Raw genomic sequence first — 16,522 nt, forward strand, 5'->3', positions numbered from 1 at the left:
CCATTCCATTTAAAATGCTTGACCTCGCACGTTTATAACCGATCACTGCGAATCGGTCGCTACGCGACCGATGATGCCGATCACGGAGTTTCTGTCCTGCACGAATCTCATCGATGACTTCGAGTGCTTCTCGTATCAGCAGAAACACCACGCCAAAACCTACGTGACGGGCCTTATTGCCTCCGGCAATAAGACCGTCGAGGGTATCTCGAAACGCGTTCTCCAATCGAAGAGCGAACGCGCTCTCAACAAGTTCCTCAATCAGTACGACTGGGACGAAGACCGCCTCAACCGAGAGCGATTGACCGCGCTCCAACAGCGCAACGAAACGCGGTGGTCCCAAGACGGAGTCGTCATTATCGACGACTCCGTCACCCATCGAACCGGCGACCAACTGCCGAACGCTGGCTGGTTCTACGACCACGCGGAAAACGACACTGTGTGGGGCCAGAACCTCGTGTTCAGCCAGTACGCCGACGAGAAAACCACCTACCCGCTCGGCTTCCGTCTCTACGAGAAGGAAGCCGAGACGAAGATCGACCACGCCAAAGCGCTCGTTGATGAAGGTCACGAGGTAGGTGTTCCAGCGGACACCTACCTCTTCGATTCGTGGTACTGCTCGCAGGAACTCGTCAAGCACGTCGAATCGTACGACAAGGACTGGATTTCCGTGCTCAAGAGCAACCGCCACGTCGAGTACGGCGGCGAGATGATTCGCGTCGATGCGCTCGGCAAGCGCATCGACACGACCGAGCGGGAGGTCGATGGTGAGACCTACAACATCTGGACGAAGAAGCTGAACGTCTCGAAACTCGGCGAGAAGAAGGTACTCATCTCGGAGAAGGTGACCGACGATGAGGACGAGGAGAACCCGGTGAAGTACCTCGTGACGAACAAGATCGACGCACCGACGACGCAGCTGATTCGCACGTACTCGATGCGCTGGCGCATCGAGACGTTCTTCAGGGACAGCAAGCAGGACCTGGGCTTCGAGGACTGCGAGGTCGAGCGTGACGCAGGTGCCAATCGGCATTGGCACCTGCTCATGTTGGCCTACAGTGCTCTTCGGCTGGGTGTTGCCGATAGCGCTCTGGGAACTGTGCTTTCACAAACGACGTCGTTGTGCAACGATCTCAAGCACTCGCTGAAGGAAGCCGTACAGAATCTACTGTCGTGGACGTTGAGGAACGCTGACCAGGGCGTAGACGGCCTCATGGACGAACTGAATGGGGTCTTCATATAGGTGCGAGGTCCAGTAAAATGGTTTGTTTCGTGATTGTCCTATTGGTTAGCTAGTGAAGTCGGTACAGACTGGGATTCCGAGTGTGTTGAAGTCAGTCATCGAAGCCAGTTCATCTGGAACTCCGTGGATATCGATAGTCTTGTTGACGAGCGTTGTCGGGTCAAGCTTGCTTGACTCGATCATGTCCAGCATCTCACTGTAACGCGAGGGCTGGAGACCGAGCGAGCCGTGGAAATCGATCTCCTTGGAGACGAAGTCATCGACCGGCAGTGGAACCATTCCCTCTTCTTCGGAAGTGGTCAACCCGATCTGAACGTGCGTTCCTCCCTTGCGGAGGCTATTGACTGCGTTCTGACACGTCGTTTTGATACCAAGTCCGTCGGCAGAAACATCTGCTCCACCGTTAGTGATATCTTGGACTTCGCCAGCGGGATCGTCGACTTCGGAAGCGTTAACCGTAGCGACCGCACCAAGTTCTTCGGCCTTGTCGAGGTTCTCGTCTTTGAGATCCACCCCGATAACATTACCACCAAGCGCATCAGCGATGTGGACGGCTGAAAGACCAATACCACCACACCCGTGGATTACCACGTCATCACCGGCGCTCACGGGTGCGCGATGCGCCATCGCGTGAAACGAGGTCATGAACCGGCAACCACACCCCGCAGCCGCTTCGGCGTCGATACTGTCTGGGAGCGGCACGGCGTTGACATCGGCGTGTGGGATGTGAACTTCCTCAGCGAATGCACCGGGGGCTTGGTTCATGAACCCAAGCCCAACGTGGTTCTCACAGATGTTCTCGCGACCGTTCCGGCACAGGTCACAAGTACCACACGCGAGGCTGAACGGAATTGCGATTTCTTGACCCTCTTCGACGGTTTCAACATCCTCACCGACGGAAACGATACGGGCAGTGGGTTCATGGCCAAGAACGTGTGGCGGATCAGGCCGGTATCCGAACCAGTCCCAATCTCCCTGCCAACAATGCCAATCTGATCGGCAGACACCACACCCAATGAGCTTGGCGACAGCCCCATCGGGTTCTGGTTCAGGACGGTCGACGTCCTGGACGGTCAACGGCTCCTGAAACTCCTCTAGTACTACTGCCTGCATGGCAGTTACACCCATATCCGGCCACATAATAAAGATTTTGGAAAAATACGTATGATTCCGGCCAGTAAGATCATTTTGAAATGCTGGGGCCCAGTTTGAGATTATAATATCTTCACAGCAGGGGTGTTCATGAGAAAATCTGATTTAAATGTCATAGATCATGTCATGTGTGGGTCCTATACTATCTCAAACTACTTCTGGGTCTAACCGGAGATCAGGCAGGAAAGACGGTTTTGTCAATGTAGAATTAGAAAATCTTATGCATCAGGACAGGCATGAGATGATAACACGTGACATCTAACACTCAGCCGTCGGCCGAGAGTTCACAAGAGGTCATTGAGAGACATGAGCAAGCTGCACGAGAGCTGATTCAAGACCGAAAGCTTCAACTATATATCGGAGGTGAGTGGGTAGACAGTACCGGTAGCGAACTATTAGACATTTACGACCCGACCACTGGGAGAAAACTGGCGACAGCTCAGGCCGGAAATGATGCTGACATCGAACGAGCTGTTACAGCTGCGTGGCGTGGCTTCGAGACTTGGGATGATAAATCGGTAGCCCAACGACAAGTCATTCTTTCAGAGATAGCGAGGCGAATCGAAGCCCGACAGGAAGAGTTCGCAAGGCTTGATGCACTTGATAACGGCAAACCGTTAGTAGAAGCCCGAGATGACATTGATCTTGTTGTAGATCATTTTCGGTATTTTGCAGGTGCGGCCCGGACGTTGGAAGGAACAACTATCCCCGCAGAAGATGACCAACACATAGAGACGGTTCGGGAGCCGTATGGCGTCGTCGGCCAAATAATTCCTTGGAACTTCCCATTATTGATGGCCGCATGGAAGCTTGCGCCAGCTCTGGCAGCAGGAAACGCTGTAGTGTTGAAACCTGCCGAAGAAACCCCATTATCATTAGTTGAATTCATCCGCGAAATCGACGATCTCATTCCAGATGGACTACTGAATATTGTCACTGGCTACGGTCCCGAGGCTGGTACATCGCTCGTTGAACACCCGCGCGTGCGCAAGATTGCGTTCACCGGATCAACGGAGGTCGGTCGCGGCGTAATGAAGGGAGCAGCGAATACTCTCAAGGACATATCCTTGGAATTGGGTGGCAAAAGTCCACTTATCATTTTCCCAGACGCGGCTCTCGATCGAGCGGTTGAGGTCGCCATCGACGCGATGTTCTACAACGCTGGGGAGTGTTGCTGTGCGGGGACACGGTTGTTTGTCCATGAATCACTATGTGATGAATTCACTCAAAAATTCGCCGACGCTGCGGATGATATCGTCCTTGGCGATCCTTTGCTTGAAAAAACTGAGATGGGTCCGAAAATATCGCCAAGACAGGTTCAAAGAACTGAACGATATATTCGTCTTGCCGAAGAGGTTGGTGGTCGAATTGTCACTGGTGGCAAACAACTTGAGGATGGGCGACTCGCTGGCGGATACTTTGTTGTTCCAACGGTTGTTGAGGGTACACCGCACAGAACGCGCGTTGCCCAAGAAGAAATTTTCGGCCCAGTAGAGCTTGTGTTCGAATGGAGCGACTATGGTAATCTAATAGATCGTGTCAACGATGTCAGCTTTGGTCTCGCTGCTGGCATCGTTTCTGAAAATATTTCCACTACTCGGCGTGCTGCTCGCGATATTGAGGCTGGGAACATCTGGGTAAATCAATATAACGAATTCCCAGCTGGCCAGCCATTCGGTGGGTACAAACAATCCGGTATCGGTCGGGAAATAGGCAAAGAGACAATCAAGGCATACACACAGACAAAGACGCTAAATTTCAAAGTCGATTGAGGTGGTCATCTTCTAGTGTAGACTATCTAAGTCAACCACAAATCCATCAGGTGCCAGACGCTATGCTTCGAATCTTGAGAAAGGTTTTTAAGTACGGTCTTACAATATGAGGATGATAACCGATGGGTGTTTCAGAGAATTCATTTGATGATGATCTTACACCCAGAGATATCGTCCTCCTCAAAGCGAGAGTTGAAAATCCAACTGTATCAGTCCGAAAAATTCGCGATATACTTGAGGACGAATACGGAATCTCGCTATCACACAATCGTGTAAATGAATTACTCCATGAGATGGAGACGGACGAGGTATTACAGACGCAAGTAGTGCCTAATGTAGAGCTTTTTGACTATTATCTCTTCCGTATTGCGTTCCATTACCCAAATTTCGAGGAACAGTGGGAAGAATGTTATTGGGAATTGAGCGAAGACCCACATGTGGTGTTGTTCACTAATGCTGACGATTACTACCACTGGATCCTTATTACCCAGTTTCACGACGACCGCGGAGCCGAGCAATGGATGCACCACTTCTTCAAGAATCACGGCGATCTAATTGCGCAGTTTGATAACACCAAACTGCCCTCAATACACAAATTCTATACCTCCGCTGATGTTCTCAACGAGCGGCTGTGGGAAACCGAAGAAGGTCGTGAATACCTCCAGAATTCCCGCGACAAAGGCGAGAACAGTGACTCTGCTTTAGTTGAACACGAAGACAACTCTCCCCAAACAATTTCTCCCTGGGAAGAGAAAACCGACTAACGCGCTACGGCACTATTAGCCACGATCATGATTTCGGCGAGGAGAACCCAGCCGACGACTGAATGTCATTCAATGCGAATTGACACGAAAACACAGTTTTCGAAACTGACCAGAAGATCCGGCCACCTGCGATTCGCTGATTCAGCCCAGTTGTGTTTGAAATATGTGATGAATAATTGTCTGATTACAAATTTTGCTATGAGCGATAGATTAGAGTATATTCTAATATATTGGCCAAGCATGGCCGACAGTCTCGTGGTGATTGGAACAGGTTATGCAGGTACAAAGGCGGTGCAACAACTGGAACAGAATACCTCTGGTGTCAACATTACGTGGATTGGCGAGAATCAATATCATTTAGTACTCCATGAATCACATCGGATCATTCGGGATCCCACTATCCGACAGAAAATCACAATTCCGGTGAAGAATATAAAATCAACAGATACTAATTTCATTGAAGGTGAAGTTACTAATATCGATACTGAGGCTCGATCAGTCGAGCTCAGTAATGGAAACACTATACCATACGACTACGTACTGGTTGCAATAGGGAGCCAAACCGCGCACTACGGGATTCCTGGTTTGAATGATTATTCAGTTACGTTGAAATCATTAGAGGATGCGTTAACAATCCATAAACGAATCTTTACCGAAACAAACCTCGAATCTAGCGAAAAACCAACGCAAGTCCTTATTGGTGGAGCTGGACTCTCGGGTATTCAAGTTGCGGGTGAAGTTGCAAAACTACGAGATGAGGCAGGAATTTCTATCGAGATTACGCTTCTGGAAGCTCTTGATGAAATCTTGCCAGGGCACAGTTCTGATCTTCAGAAATCAGTGCGGAAGCAGCTCATCAAAGCCGATATAGATATTCGAACCGGCAATCCGCTTTCCAAGGCAGGAGATGAATATATACATCTCAAAAATGACAAGAAATTATCTTATGACATCCTAATCTGGACAGGAGGGATTACCGGTCATGATATCATGGAGTCCATTGATGTTGAGAAGGAACACAACCGAATTAAAACGGATACAACATTCAAAACCAGTGACGATCGCATATTCACTGTTGGTGACGCTGCCCTAGTTGAAAATGGTGAAAATCCGGTACCACCCACTGCCCAAGCTGCATGGCAAGCCGCTGATGTTGCTGCTAATAATATTGAGCGTTCTCTCCAAAACAAACCATTGAGACACTGGACGTATGAGGATAAAGGAACACTTATTTCAATTGGAGATAAAGCCATCGCTCATAATGTCTCGAATATTCCATTTTCAACATTTGGTTCTTATCCGGCACAGTTCCTGAAAAAATTTGTTGCAGCACGATGGATTGCTGGACTGACTTCATGGTATCACGCTAGCAGTGCCTGGAGTGTGTTATAATACTCATAATCTAATAAGTAAGATATGGATGATTTTATTAATGAAATGTTGCGATATTCATGTACTTGAGTCGGGCAGGTGGTTTCCTAATGCACGTCCAGTCTCGAAATCTATATCGGTAGTCTAAATTTCATAGGTGGTCATACATGACGAATTCATCTAGCCGACCTCTGACACCTTGAACATCTCCCGACCCGGATTGTCTCCTCCATCGCCTCAAACCAGTACCGAACAATCCCAACGCCGTGTGTCGTTTTCAATAGAGCACGAATTTCGCCTGCTTACGTCACTTGGACGCTAACCCGTCACCAGCAGACGACGTGAACCCCTACACTGATTCGTCGAGAAGTTCCTGAATCGTCTCCTCAATGAATTCCTTGTCTGCTGGGTCAAACCCGAACAGCGCGAAATGGCCCCACGGTCGACGGTTGGTGAGCCGAGAGAAATGACTTTGGCTGATTGGTTCGAGGTCGTCACGAACGTCGGTTTGTTGGTCGAGATCATTGAGGGTCTTCGGATCATGAATTCCCAAGAAAGCGCCTATCTTGGCGTATTCTTCGAAGTCGATGCGGTTAGAGTGGATACCAACACGGTGTTCATTGGCGATTTCCTCGCTGTCGACTTCGTCGAGCAGCTCGGTGAATCCATCGACGACGCGATCAGGTGAGGTTTCCATATCACCAGCAAGAACGGTCAGCAAGCGGATGAGAGATGGGGTTTATATACTCGAATCGGGAATTGTACTCATGCGTACCGACTCTCCAACTCCTCGATCTGTTCGATGATTGCGGCGAGTTCGGTTCCCTTCTCGGTGAGCGAGTATTCGACAGTGGGCGGTGAGGAATCCTCGACAGTGCGCGAGACGATTCGTTCTTCTTCGAGTGCTTTCAGTCGTGTCGAGAGCGTGCTCGCTGGCAGCCCGTCAATGGCGGTTTGGATCTGGTTGAACTGTGCGTCCTGAACGGCAAGAAATCGCAGGATGTGAAACGTCCATTTGCATCCGAGTACTTGCCATATCCCGCTCCATTCGGTCGAGTACGTCGTTTCTATGAGACTCTCTTTCATAGATTTGTAGCTACTGGCTTCAGTTTTACTACTACCTTTACTATCCCCCGCACCGAAGGAGGAGACGAGGGTTCACCAATGAGCAGCGAACAAATTCCGGGATACGACTTGGGTGAGGAATCGATACCTGAAGCGCCGATCAGTACTGACGAGTTCGACCATCTCAAACAGACGGTGATGTTCACCGAAGAGGACGAAGAGTATCTCCAGATGGCTGGCGATGTGCTTGACGGACAAACTGACGATATCCTCGATGTGTAGTATGGATTCGTCAGCGACACAGATTTTTCAGTGTATTATTTCACTGACGGCGAAGGCAATCCAGATGAAGAGTACTTGGATCGTGTGCGCGAGCGGTTTAAGCAATGGATTCGTGATACCTGCGATGCACCGTATGACAAGGAGTGGCTGAACTACCAGTTCGAGATCGCCCGTCGTCATCATCGGACGAAGAAAAACCAAACCGACGACGCCAATGCGGTAGGACACATCGACTTGCGGTACATTCTCGCGTTCATCTATCCGATTACTGCGACGATTCGAGAGTTTCTCGCAAATGGCGACCACACCGACGAGGAGGTCGATAAGATGTACCACGCTTGGTTCAAGTCGGTCACATTGCAGGTGACGCTCTGGAGCTATCCGTACGTCCCCGAGGAAAATTGGTGAGGAGAGTATCGAGGTTTTACGATAACCTCGACGGTCTCTTGCGCCCTATGCTTTTACCTCACGCTCCGCAGGGATAGCAAGATTTCCACCGAGTCACAAGGGCGTCCGGGACAGTGGTATTCGAGACGATCCACCCGTATGTGACGGCGCGTGATGCCGACGATCAGTAGATGGACGGGAAGGAATTCATCCACATGATCGAGCGGCTGATTCGCTGGTATCGCCACCGTTGAGGTATCGAAAACGGGTTTAAGAAGCAGAAACACTTCATGGTCAGAACGACCTCGACCGAGAGCGACTATCGCTTTTTCAACTTCGCGTTCGCGTGCGTGCTCTATCCACTCAGACGTGATTTCTTCAATAGTCACCATCGGAAATTCGGTGGAGTAGTCCGTCGTGTATCGCATCAAATTGAACGATGTTGAGCAAAGTGGGTCCGAGTGGATATAACGTCTGGCGACTCGTCGATCTCCTCGTAAAGCTCGCCATCGACGGCGAGAACAAGTCATACGAGTCGCGTGTGGACGCAAACCAATTTCTGACCGTGGTGAACAATTCTACGGTCTTGACCCACCCGACTGACGCCGACCTCTCCCGTGTTCGCCCGCCTCGTGAGCGGCGGCGCTGTTCCACGCCACTTTATTTCGTATTGTTATATCCTGATATTAAAATGACGAGATAACGGAGACTGCCGTTCGTTTACTACACGCAAGAGTTCATTAGAATGAACAACCAGTCTGTGCATGACAAATCAAGCTAGCCGACATCAGTCAGGACTAATACTGACGCGCACCTGACCTGAACTCAGCTAGGGAGATCCGTCATCCATAGTTCCGTGTGAAATTTAGGCTGTCAATTGATTCCAATGCCCATCATGCATGAGGAAACTATATGCTTGACTTCAGCTCCTGACGAATTCGTGGCATCAGCCGAGGTCTTCAAACACGGTCACGTCGCCATCGTTCGTAATACCGATCTCGATATCGGTCAACAATCGGTTGTCATCGACTCGCTCGGTAAGGTCCGCGAAGAGATGGGCGTAGAGTTCAGGTCTCGGTTGAGCGATGCTGACGCCTGCCTCGTTGCCCTTCGCATAAATCGCGTCTATCATCTCTTCGAGCGACGCCCCTTCCGCGATAGGAACGCGAACGGGCGCGCGAATCACGTCGGCGAGGTCAAGTGTCCGCTGGGCTTTCTCGATGTTGGACCGCGCTGCCGACTCGATCGCACTGATGTTCGATGCTGTCGTGCCGAGTTGATCCGCGATCTCTTGTTGTGTCCGTCCACCCTCACGGAGACGCAGGATTCGTACCTGTCGTTCGGTCAGTGTCGTCTTCTCAATTGGGTCACCGTCGGCGGCGATCAAACACATATGGTTAACCTGAACCGTTTTGTTTGATAAAAATCTTTGTGTGGACGCGTCCTCGTTCCGATTGGTATGTCGACTGAATCCCAGACCACGGAAGAACGGCAGGACGCCATCGAACAACGCCATACTGAGGCCGCGGAGGAACTGGTTCCCGACAATCTCAAGCTCTACATCGGCGGCGAGTGGGTCGACAGCGCCTCGGGCGAGACCTTCGAGACGCGCGACCCAACGACCGGCGAGGTCCTCGGGGAGGCACAGGCCGGCAACAGCGAGGACATCGATCGGGCGGTTGAGACGGCGTGGGACGCCTACGACGAAACGTGGTCGGACTACTCGGCCGCCGAGCGCCAGCGCGTTCTCGCACAACTGGGAAATTACGTCGAAGAGAACGCAGAGGATCTCGCACGTCTCGAAACCCTCGACAACGGCAAGCCGATCAGCGAGGCCCGTGTCGATATGCAGCTTGTTGCCGACCACTACCACTACTTCGCGGCAGCGGCTCGCACCCACGAGGGCAGAACGATTCCGAGCGACGAAACCTCACAGATCGAGACCGTGCGTGAACCCTACGGAGTCGTCGGGCAGATCATTCCGTGGAACTTCCCGCTGTTGATGTCGGCGTGGAAGCTCGGCCCGGCGCTCGCCGCCGGGAACTGCTCGGTACTGAAACCAGCCGAGGAGACACCACTCACCGTGCTCAAATTCCTCGAAGGCGTCGATGACATCCTCCCAGATGGTGTCGTCAACCTCGTCACCGGGTTCGGCCGCGAGGCCGGCGAGCCGCTGAGTCAACACCCGGACATTCGGAAAATCGCCTTCACCGGGTCAACCGAAGTCGGGCGGTCCATTATGGCGAACGCCGCCGAGAACATCCACGACATCACGCTCGAACTCGGTGGCAAAAGCCCGGTGGTCGTCTTCCCCGACGCCGATATCGAGACGGCGGTCGACGTGATGGTGACATCGATCTACCACAACACCGGCGAGTGTTGTTCCGCCGGATCGCGGCTGTTCGTCCACTCCGACGTCAAAGACGAGTTCCTCGAAGGGCTGTCGGCCGCCGCAGAAGACCTCGTCATCGACGACCCGCTGCTCGACGAAACCACTCTCGGGCCGAAGGTCACTGACGAACAGGTCCAGCGAACGATGGAATACATCCAGGAGGCTCAAGACGCCGACGCAGAGTTCGTCACCGGTGGCGGTGCGCCCGACGATGAGGCGTTGGCCGACGGCAATTTCGTCGCCCCGACGCTCATCGACGACATCGACCACGACAACCCGGCGGTGCAGGAAGAAATCTTCGGGCCGGTACTCGAAAGCTTCGAGTGGGACGACTACGACGAGATGATGGAACAGGCAAACGACGTCGACTACGGTCTTGCTGCCGGCGTTATCACGAGCGACCTCGGCAAGGCCTACGACACGGCGAAGGATCTCGAAGCCGGGAACGTCTGGATCAACCAGTACAACGACTTCCCGGCAGGGATGCCCTTCGGTGGCTACAAGGAGTCGGGCATCGGCCGCGAAATCGGCTTCGAAGCGGTCGAGCACTACACCCAGACGAAGACCATCAGCATCGCGCACGACTAAACAACTGACCACACCGGCCACAACCGCGGGGTTTGGCGACGAATCATCGCGGACTCGAACGTGAACGCGTGGTAGCTGACGAGGACCGATGATCGACGCATCCGAATTTCCGTTCGAAGAGTGGAGCGGGACGCACGTCCAGCACCTGACGGTCAGTCCCGAAGGAGTGACCTATGTTATCCCATCGGGGGCTCACGAGCGCCTGCATCGGGTTCTCATTGGCAATCATGACCCGACGACACAACTTCCTGGTGACGAGAGGACAGTAGGCGGAACGAAAGTCGACCTCGCGCTCATCGGGTGGGCACAGCTCCAAAGTGACACGATGACCGACCGAATTAATATCGACGCTCCAGACGGGTTCACCGATGGGGAGCTCGTCCAGCGATTCGCCGCGTTACATGACGCAGGGTCCGTACACATCATGTACTACCCATCAGGAGATGCCCGCACATCGATGAATCCTCGGCACGTCTCGCTCTCACACGACGGCGACCGGGTGCCGGTCGCGTTCGAGTGCTGATCGAGGCTGTCTGTGCTCACATACGACGTGTTTATACTGAGAACTCCCGAGACGATAGATGGAGGGTATCTGTTTAGCGGAACAGCCAAGTCGAAATCGTAGCTCTCAGGGAAGAGCAGGACGAACAGCCGCTAATCGTGCTTTCCGGGCCTGACGGATTGCCGGGCCGTTCGACCTCGGCGATCCGTTCTGTGGGTCGGACGATCCTTCCCCAACGAGATCTTGCTGAGAACGCGTTTCTCCGCCAGCAAAACGCTGCCCAGAACGAGCGAATCGAAGAGCTTGAAAACCGCCTCAAGAAGTACGAAAGCGCCCACACACCCTCCAGCAAGCAGGGCGGTGCTGGACAACAGCCATAGAACGAAGAGTCGGAACAAGACGAGGAAAACGACGAAGCTGGCGGCGATTCCGACGCCGCCAGCGACTCCTCGTCCGGACCTGGACGCAACTCCGGCCACGAGGGAACGACCCGACCACCACCCGACCCGGACAGGACCGTCCGGGTCGGGGAGGCGTACTGTCCCGAGTGCGACCGCGTTCTCACCGATCCCGACGAGTACGTCTCCCGCGTCATCGTCGATATTCCGCTCCCCGTTCCAACCGAGGTCACGAAATACGAGCTCGGAAAGCAGGAATGCTCCTGTGGCAACGAGGTCGTCGCCGAACATCCTGACTGTCCGGAGACCGGGCGGTTTGGGCCACACCTGCTGGCCCAAACCGCCCTCCTCCGCTACCATGGACGACTTCCGCACCGGAAACAGGCCGAACTATTCGACTGGGAGTTCGATCATCCGGTTTCATCGGGAACGATCTACAACATGACCGAGCGGGTCGCAGACCGACTGCGACCCGCGTACGAAGAAGCCCGAGCCAGCGTCCGTGACAGTGACGTCATCTACTACGACGAAACCGGCTTTCCGGTCGACGGCGACCAGCACTAGGTCTGGACGTTCGTGACCGACGAAGACGTCTTCTACACGATCGACGAAAGCCGCGGGAGTCAGGTGCTGGAGGACGTCCTCGGCGACGAACTCGCCGAGGACGCCACTTTGAGTTGTGACGGCTGGTCGGCGTATCCGAGCTATCACGGGAAGCTTCAGCGGTGTTGGGCGCATCTGCTCCGAGAAGCGAAGTACGTAGCTGAACGTCACGAAGAGGCTGAACCGGTCTCAGAGGTACTGCACGACCTCCACGATGATCTGACCACGTTCGACGAGGAGGACCCGCCTGCCTCCGCTCGTGAGCGGAGGCGGGCGCAGGCCTCATTGTGTCTGGAGGAGTTGATCAGGGCGGACTACGAGACCGATGAAGTGACGCAGTTAGCCGAGAAAATCAGGAACGGGCTGGGAAGTTGGCTGACGTTCGTCACGGAGCCGGACGTTGATTCGACGAACAATCGCGCAGAGCGCGCTCTGCGCGAGCAGGTAGTGATGCGGAAGATCTTCGGCGGACTCCGGTCGGAAACCGGAGTCCGCATCCACGAGATTCTCTCGACGATGGTAGCGACGTGGGAGCGTCAGGGACCCGATCCACCCGATCAGCTGACGTCAGTGCTGGGAGGAGAGCGGCCAGATTCGCGAACAGAGGCATCTACGACGGAACTACGCTAAACAGATGCGAATCAGTGATATAGTCTCTTAGGCTTAGGGGCTCCTGCCAGCCCAGCAGTATCTGAATTCAATCACGTACGCTGATCGGAACAGCACCCTCTCCGAATCAACTTATCAGCAAACAGGTGGTTTGTAGCAATCCATACGCCGAACCTCTGGAGCACGGCTCTCGCCCACATCCATTCCAAAGAGTCCGGCCCCGAACCGTCCGAGTAGTGGCATTATGATGAGGAACGCGACATACACGGGGATGACAGCAGTGATCTGTCCGATTGAGTTCTGAACACGCGGGAGTTGGGACGCAATAACCACGAACAGCGTCACACTCATCATTGGGGCTGGCAACCACCCCATCGCGTCTTTCCATCGCTTTCCAGTCTCAGAACGTTCTGCACCCACCTCGGTAAGCCATGCGAGCGTCAGCGGAAGTGCGATGATGAGAACGAACGCCTCAATGAAGGGTCCTGCCTGAATGAACTCTGCTACTCGCTCTCCCATGAACACCCAGNGCATCGCCGTTCGCAAGCTCCGTGAACGAAATCACGTAGTCGATACACGGCGTGAGCAATACCATGAATACCCCGACGAGAACGACCGGGTCCTGCGAGAGAAATCGGGTGAGAGCGAAGACGACGACCGGAACCACAAGGAAGTTCATCCCGAGCGCAGCCAGCATGAATCGGCCGTTCGTGAACGCCCGGCGAAGTTTGACGAACGGGATTTCAAGGAACGTCACGTACAGAAGCACTGCCAAGACGGGGTTGATGAACTGTTCCAGAGGAGAACTTAGCCCCGGCTGAGCAAAACTCACGATAACTGCGAGAAGGACGCCAGTTGCGTAGATGAGTATCTGATTGTGCTGAATCCAGTCTTTCGTAAGCTGTACCATTGTAGAATCTTGTGACGCCGGAGCACCTTACGANGTATCTGATTGTGCTGAATCCAGTCTTTCGTAAGCTGTACCATTGTAGAATCTTGTGACGCCGGAGCACCTTACGAAGACTGATTTCAGCAGTTTCCCGTGGTTAGGGTGTCACAGAACAGTTCACATACTTCGACGAACGGTACGCATAGGAGGAGCGTATCACTGGAAGCTCTATCAGTAGACGGTCGGAATGCTTTCGGTTGGTCGTGAAGAACCACGAAACATGGCCACAACCGTCGAGATTCCCGATACAGACGAGACGTGTGCATACTGTGGTTCGCGTATCTTCGACCACGATCCCATCTGTGTACGCGACTGCACCGCCGATTGTGGCTCACCTCTCCACTTCTGTAACTACGCGTGCCTATCGGCGTATATCACCGAGAACGAACTGACCTACGGCGACGCCTGCGAGTGGTCGCCCAAGTAACACTTGTTTCCTCCGGGTCGTCAACCCTCTCAGTCCTCGGGGGCACTCAGTCGCGAGAGGCGCATCGCGTTACCTGTCACACCCAGACTCATCCCCATATCACCCACCACGACCGCGAGCGCAACACTCACGTATNACAGCGAGCAACGCCTTCACACCGAGACTCCCCCAGATATTCTGCCGGATCACTCCATTTGCCGTGTGCGACAGTCTGTATAGGTATGGAAGTTTCCCGATGTCATCGCCCATCAGTGCGATATCCGCGGTTTCAAGCGCCGTATCCGTCCCTGCTGCACCCATTGCAATGCCGATGTCAGCGGTGGCGAGTGCAGGTGCGTCATTGATTCCGTCGCCGACCATTGCGACATCTCCGTGCTCGGCCTGCAACTCNGCAATGCCGATGTCAGCGGTGGCGAGTGCAGGTGCGTCATTGATTCCGTCGCCGACCATTGCGACATCTCCGTGCTCGGCCTGCAACTCCTCGATGGCATCCACCTTTTCGTCCGGCAGCAGTTCTGCACGGTACTCGTCGACACCGACCTGCTCGGCGATAGCCCGCGCTGTCCCCTCGTTGTCGCCAGTCAACATCACCACGTGGCCGACACCACGGTCATGGAGACGCTCGACTGCACGCTGCGAGGTCGAACGTACNCGCTGTCCCCTCGTTGTCGCCAGTCAACATCACCACGTGGCCGACACCACGGTCATGGAGACGCTCGACTGCACGCTGCGAGGTCGAACGTACTTCATCAGCGATTGCGATCCCACCGACCAACTCGGCTTCCGTTCCAACGAGGACGACTGTTCGTCCGTCTTGTTGAAGCTCGGTGAATACGCTCCCGGTGAATTCTTCCTGCTCTGGCGAAGGGTTTCGAGAAACACCGTCTGAGACAGTCCCTCCGTCGGTCACACCACGAGTTTGTGAGAGATCGAAGCCGAGTTCCTCGAACAGCGCTGGCTTGCCTGCATAGTATGTCTCGCCGTCGATTTCGGCTCGAATGCCCTTTCCAGTCAAACTTTCGAAATCAGACGGGGAAGGGAGATCGGTCACGGTAGCCTCGTCCGTGCGAGTGAGAATCGCCTCAGCAATCGGATGTTCACTACGCTGTTCCAACCCTGCGCCATATCGAAGGACATCCGTCTCGCTGTGCTCNTAGCCTCGTCCGTGCGAGTGAGAATCGCCTCAGCAATCGGATGTTCACTACGCTGTTCCAACCCTGCGCCATATCGAAGGACATCCGTCTCGCTGTGCTCTCCGAGCGGAACGATGTCGGTGACCGTCAGTTCGCCCTTGGTGAGAGTCCCGGTTTTGTCCATCGCGACGACGTCGACCTCACCCATCGTTTCGAGGTGGTTGCCGCCNGTGACCGTCAGTTCGCCCTTGGTGAGAGTCCCGGTTTTGTCCATCGCGACGACGTCGACCTCACCCATCGTTTCGAGGTGGTTGCCGCCTTTGATCAGTACGCCGTTTTTCGCAGCGCTCGTGATCCCGGAAACGACCGAGACAGGTGTCGAGATAACGAACGCGCACGGACACGCGATGACGAGCAAGGTAAGCCCGCGGATGAACCACGTCTCCNGCCGTGAGGATCGCCAGCACGACGACTGCGGGTGTGTAGTAGCCAGAGAATCGGTCGACGAACCGCTCCTGTTCGGTTTTCTTCTCCTGAGCGCCCTGCACCATCTCGATGATCTGCGAGAGCGTCGAATCCCCCGCCGTCGAAGTGACTTCCACTTCGAGATAGCCTTCCTCATTGATGCTCCCGGCGTAGACTTCCTCGCCTAGAGACTTGTCGACGGGGACGCTCTCGCCGGTGATCGGAGATTCATCAACTGCGCTCTCACCTTCGACAACCGATCCATCGAGCGGAATCTTGTCACCGGGACGGACGATGACGGTCTCACCCACTTCTACGTCTTCAGCCGGCACGGTCACCTCATCGCCATCCCGACGGACCGTGGCCTCGTCCGGCGAGAGCTCCATCAATTCACGTAGCGAGTTCCGTGCCCTGTCCATC

At 54.1% G+C, this 16,522-nt stretch carries 12 protein-coding genes and 5 pseudogenes; 11 read left to right on the forward strand and 6 right to left on the reverse strand.

All coding sequences use genetic code 11. The features are described from left to right. The first annotated feature begins 70 nt into the window (after positions 1 to 70). On the forward strand, positions 71 to 1,243 hold the full coding sequence (locus C451_RS00920) for an IS701 family transposase (protein ID WP_007736640.1): 1,173 nt from the start codon (positions 71 to 73) through the stop codon (positions 1,241 to 1,243). 45 nt (positions 1,244 to 1,288) lie between these two features. Here C451_RS00920 and C451_RS00925 read toward each other — a convergent pair whose 3' ends face one another. Continuing rightward, a complete protein-coding gene (locus tag C451_RS00925; protein ID WP_049912623.1) occupies positions 1,289 to 2,356 on the reverse strand; it encodes a zinc-dependent alcohol dehydrogenase family protein in 1,068 nt (355 codons plus the stop codon). A gap of 290 nt (positions 2,357 to 2,646) precedes the next feature. Here C451_RS00925 and C451_RS00930 point away from each other — a divergent pair, with 290 nt between their 5' ends. From C451_RS00930 to C451_RS20340, 3 genes are all read left to right on the forward strand, one after another. Further along, entirely contained in the window at positions 2,647 to 4,167 is a 1,521-nt protein-coding gene (locus C451_RS00930; RefSeq protein ID WP_007736644.1) for an aldehyde dehydrogenase family protein, read from the forward strand. Positions 4,168 to 4,289: 122 nt separating this feature from the next. Then, entirely contained in the window at positions 4,290 to 4,931 is a 642-nt protein-coding gene (locus C451_RS00935) for a helix-turn-helix domain-containing protein (protein ID WP_241431129.1), read from the forward strand. A 240-nt stretch (positions 4,932 to 5,171) separates the two neighbouring features. Continuing rightward, complete coding sequence (locus tag C451_RS20340; RefSeq protein WP_007736650.1) at positions 5,172 to 6,323, forward strand: NAD(P)/FAD-dependent oxidoreductase; 1,152 nt, start codon at positions 5,172 to 5,174, stop codon at positions 6,321 to 6,323. 328 nt (positions 6,324 to 6,651) lie between these two features. On the opposite strand, the gene C451_RS22725 is transcribed toward C451_RS20340, so the two are convergent. Continuing rightward, positions 6,652 to 6,999, reverse strand: a complete 348-nt coding sequence (locus C451_RS22725) for a hypothetical protein (protein WP_007736652.1) — start codon at positions 6,997 to 6,999, stop codon at positions 6,652 to 6,654. Positions 7,000 to 7,067: 68 nt separating this feature from the next. Beyond that, positions 7,068 to 7,388, reverse strand: coding sequence for a winged helix-turn-helix transcriptional regulator (locus C451_RS00945; RefSeq protein WP_007736654.1), 321 nt, complete (start codon positions 7,386 to 7,388; stop codon positions 7,068 to 7,070). A gap of 78 nt (positions 7,389 to 7,466) precedes the next feature. Here C451_RS00945 and C451_RS23370 point away from each other — a divergent pair, with 78 nt between their 5' ends. The 3 genes and pseudogenes from C451_RS23370 to C451_RS24215 form a co-directional block, all read left to right on the forward strand. Next, a complete protein-coding gene (locus C451_RS23370) occupies positions 7,467 to 7,649 on the forward strand; it encodes a hypothetical protein (RefSeq protein ID WP_007736656.1) in 183 nt (60 codons plus the stop codon). A 12-nt stretch (positions 7,650 to 7,661) separates the two neighbouring features. Further along, positions 7,662 to 8,057, forward strand: a pseudogene (locus tag C451_RS23375) (protoglobin domain-containing protein); the annotation flags it as partial. Between the two features lie 104 nt (positions 8,058 to 8,161). Continuing rightward, positions 8,162 to 8,639, forward strand: a pseudogene (locus tag C451_RS24215) (hypothetical protein); the annotation flags it as partial. Positions 8,640 to 8,982: 343 nt separating this feature from the next. On the opposite strand, the gene C451_RS00960 reads toward C451_RS24215, so the two are convergent. Further along, the gene (locus C451_RS00960; RefSeq protein ID WP_007736662.1) at positions 8,983 to 9,429 is read right to left on the reverse strand and encodes a Tfx family DNA-binding protein; all 447 of its coding nucleotides are present in this window, start codon (positions 9,427 to 9,429) and stop codon (positions 8,983 to 8,985) included. Positions 9,430 to 9,495: 66 nt separating this feature from the next. On the opposite strand from C451_RS00960, the gene C451_RS00965 reads away from it, so the two are divergent. From C451_RS00965 to tnpC, 3 genes and pseudogenes are all read left to right on the forward strand, one after another. Next, a complete protein-coding gene (locus C451_RS00965; RefSeq protein ID WP_007736664.1) occupies positions 9,496 to 11,016 on the forward strand; it encodes an aldehyde dehydrogenase family protein in 1,521 nt (506 codons plus the stop codon). Positions 11,017 to 11,104: 88 nt separating this feature from the next. Further along, positions 11,105 to 11,539, forward strand: coding sequence for a hypothetical protein (locus tag C451_RS00970; protein ID WP_007736666.1), 435 nt, complete (start codon positions 11,105 to 11,107; stop codon positions 11,537 to 11,539). 137 nt (positions 11,540 to 11,676) lie between these two features. Next, positions 11,677 to 13,149, forward strand: a pseudogene (gene tnpC, locus C451_RS20355) (IS66 family transposase). Between the two features lie 159 nt (positions 13,150 to 13,308). Here tnpC and C451_RS24220 read toward each other — a convergent pair. Next, positions 13,309 to 14,038, reverse strand: a pseudogene (locus tag C451_RS24220) (arsenic resistance protein); the annotation flags it as partial. Positions 14,039 to 14,297: 259 nt separating this feature from the next. Between C451_RS24220 and C451_RS00990 the strand changes: the two are divergent. Next, positions 14,298 to 14,504 (forward strand): hypothetical protein, encoded by a 207-nt coding sequence (locus C451_RS00990; protein WP_007736674.1) that lies wholly within the window; start codon positions 14,298 to 14,300, stop codon positions 14,502 to 14,504. 29 nt (positions 14,505 to 14,533) lie between these two features. Here the strand turns inward: C451_RS00990 and C451_RS23390 are convergent. Next, a pseudogene (locus C451_RS23390) lies at positions 14,534 to 16,522 on the reverse strand (heavy metal translocating P-type ATPase); the annotation flags it as partial.

The sequence above is a fragment of the Halococcus thailandensis JCM 13552 genome, from assembly GCF_000336715.1.
GTDB classification, from domain to species: domain Archaea; phylum Halobacteriota; class Halobacteria; order Halobacteriales; family Halococcaceae; genus Halococcus; species Halococcus thailandensis.

Bases quoted from the DNA above. Each gene is read 5' to 3' on its own strand.
- C451_RS22725 (WP_007736652.1), bottom strand. From the start codon at position 6,999: ATGGAAACCTCACCTGATCGCGTCGTCGATGGATTCACCGAGCTGCTC.
- C451_RS00935 (WP_241431129.1), top strand. From the start codon at position 4,290: ATGGGTGTTTCAGAGAATTCATTTGATGATGATCTTACACCCAGAGAT.
- C451_RS00990 (WP_007736674.1), top strand. From the start codon at position 14,298: ATGGCCACAACCGTCGAGATTCCCGATACAGACGAGACGTGTGCATAC.
- C451_RS00970 (WP_007736666.1), top strand. From the start codon at position 11,105: ATGATCGACGCATCCGAATTTCCGTTCGAAGAGTGGAGCGGGACGCAC.
- C451_RS00965 (WP_007736664.1), top strand. From the start codon at position 9,496: ATGTCGACTGAATCCCAGACCACGGAAGAACGGCAGGACGCCATCGAA.
- C451_RS23370 (WP_007736656.1), top strand. From the start codon at position 7,467: ATGAGCAGCGAACAAATTCCGGGATACGACTTGGGTGAGGAATCGATA.
- C451_RS00920 (WP_007736640.1), top strand. From the start codon at position 71: ATGATGCCGATCACGGAGTTTCTGTCCTGCACGAATCTCATCGATGAC.
- C451_RS00945 (WP_007736654.1), bottom strand. From the start codon at position 7,388: ATGAAAGAGAGTCTCATAGAAACGACGTACTCGACCGAATGGAGCGGG.
- C451_RS00925 (WP_049912623.1), bottom strand. From the start codon at position 2,356: ATGCAGGCAGTAGTACTAGAGGAGTTTCAGGAGCCGTTGACCGTCCAG.
- C451_RS00960 (WP_007736662.1), bottom strand. From the start codon at position 9,429: ATGTGTTTGATCGCCGCCGACGGTGACCCAATTGAGAAGACGACACTG.
- C451_RS20340 (WP_007736650.1), top strand. From the start codon at position 5,172: ATGGCCGACAGTCTCGTGGTGATTGGAACAGGTTATGCAGGTACAAAG.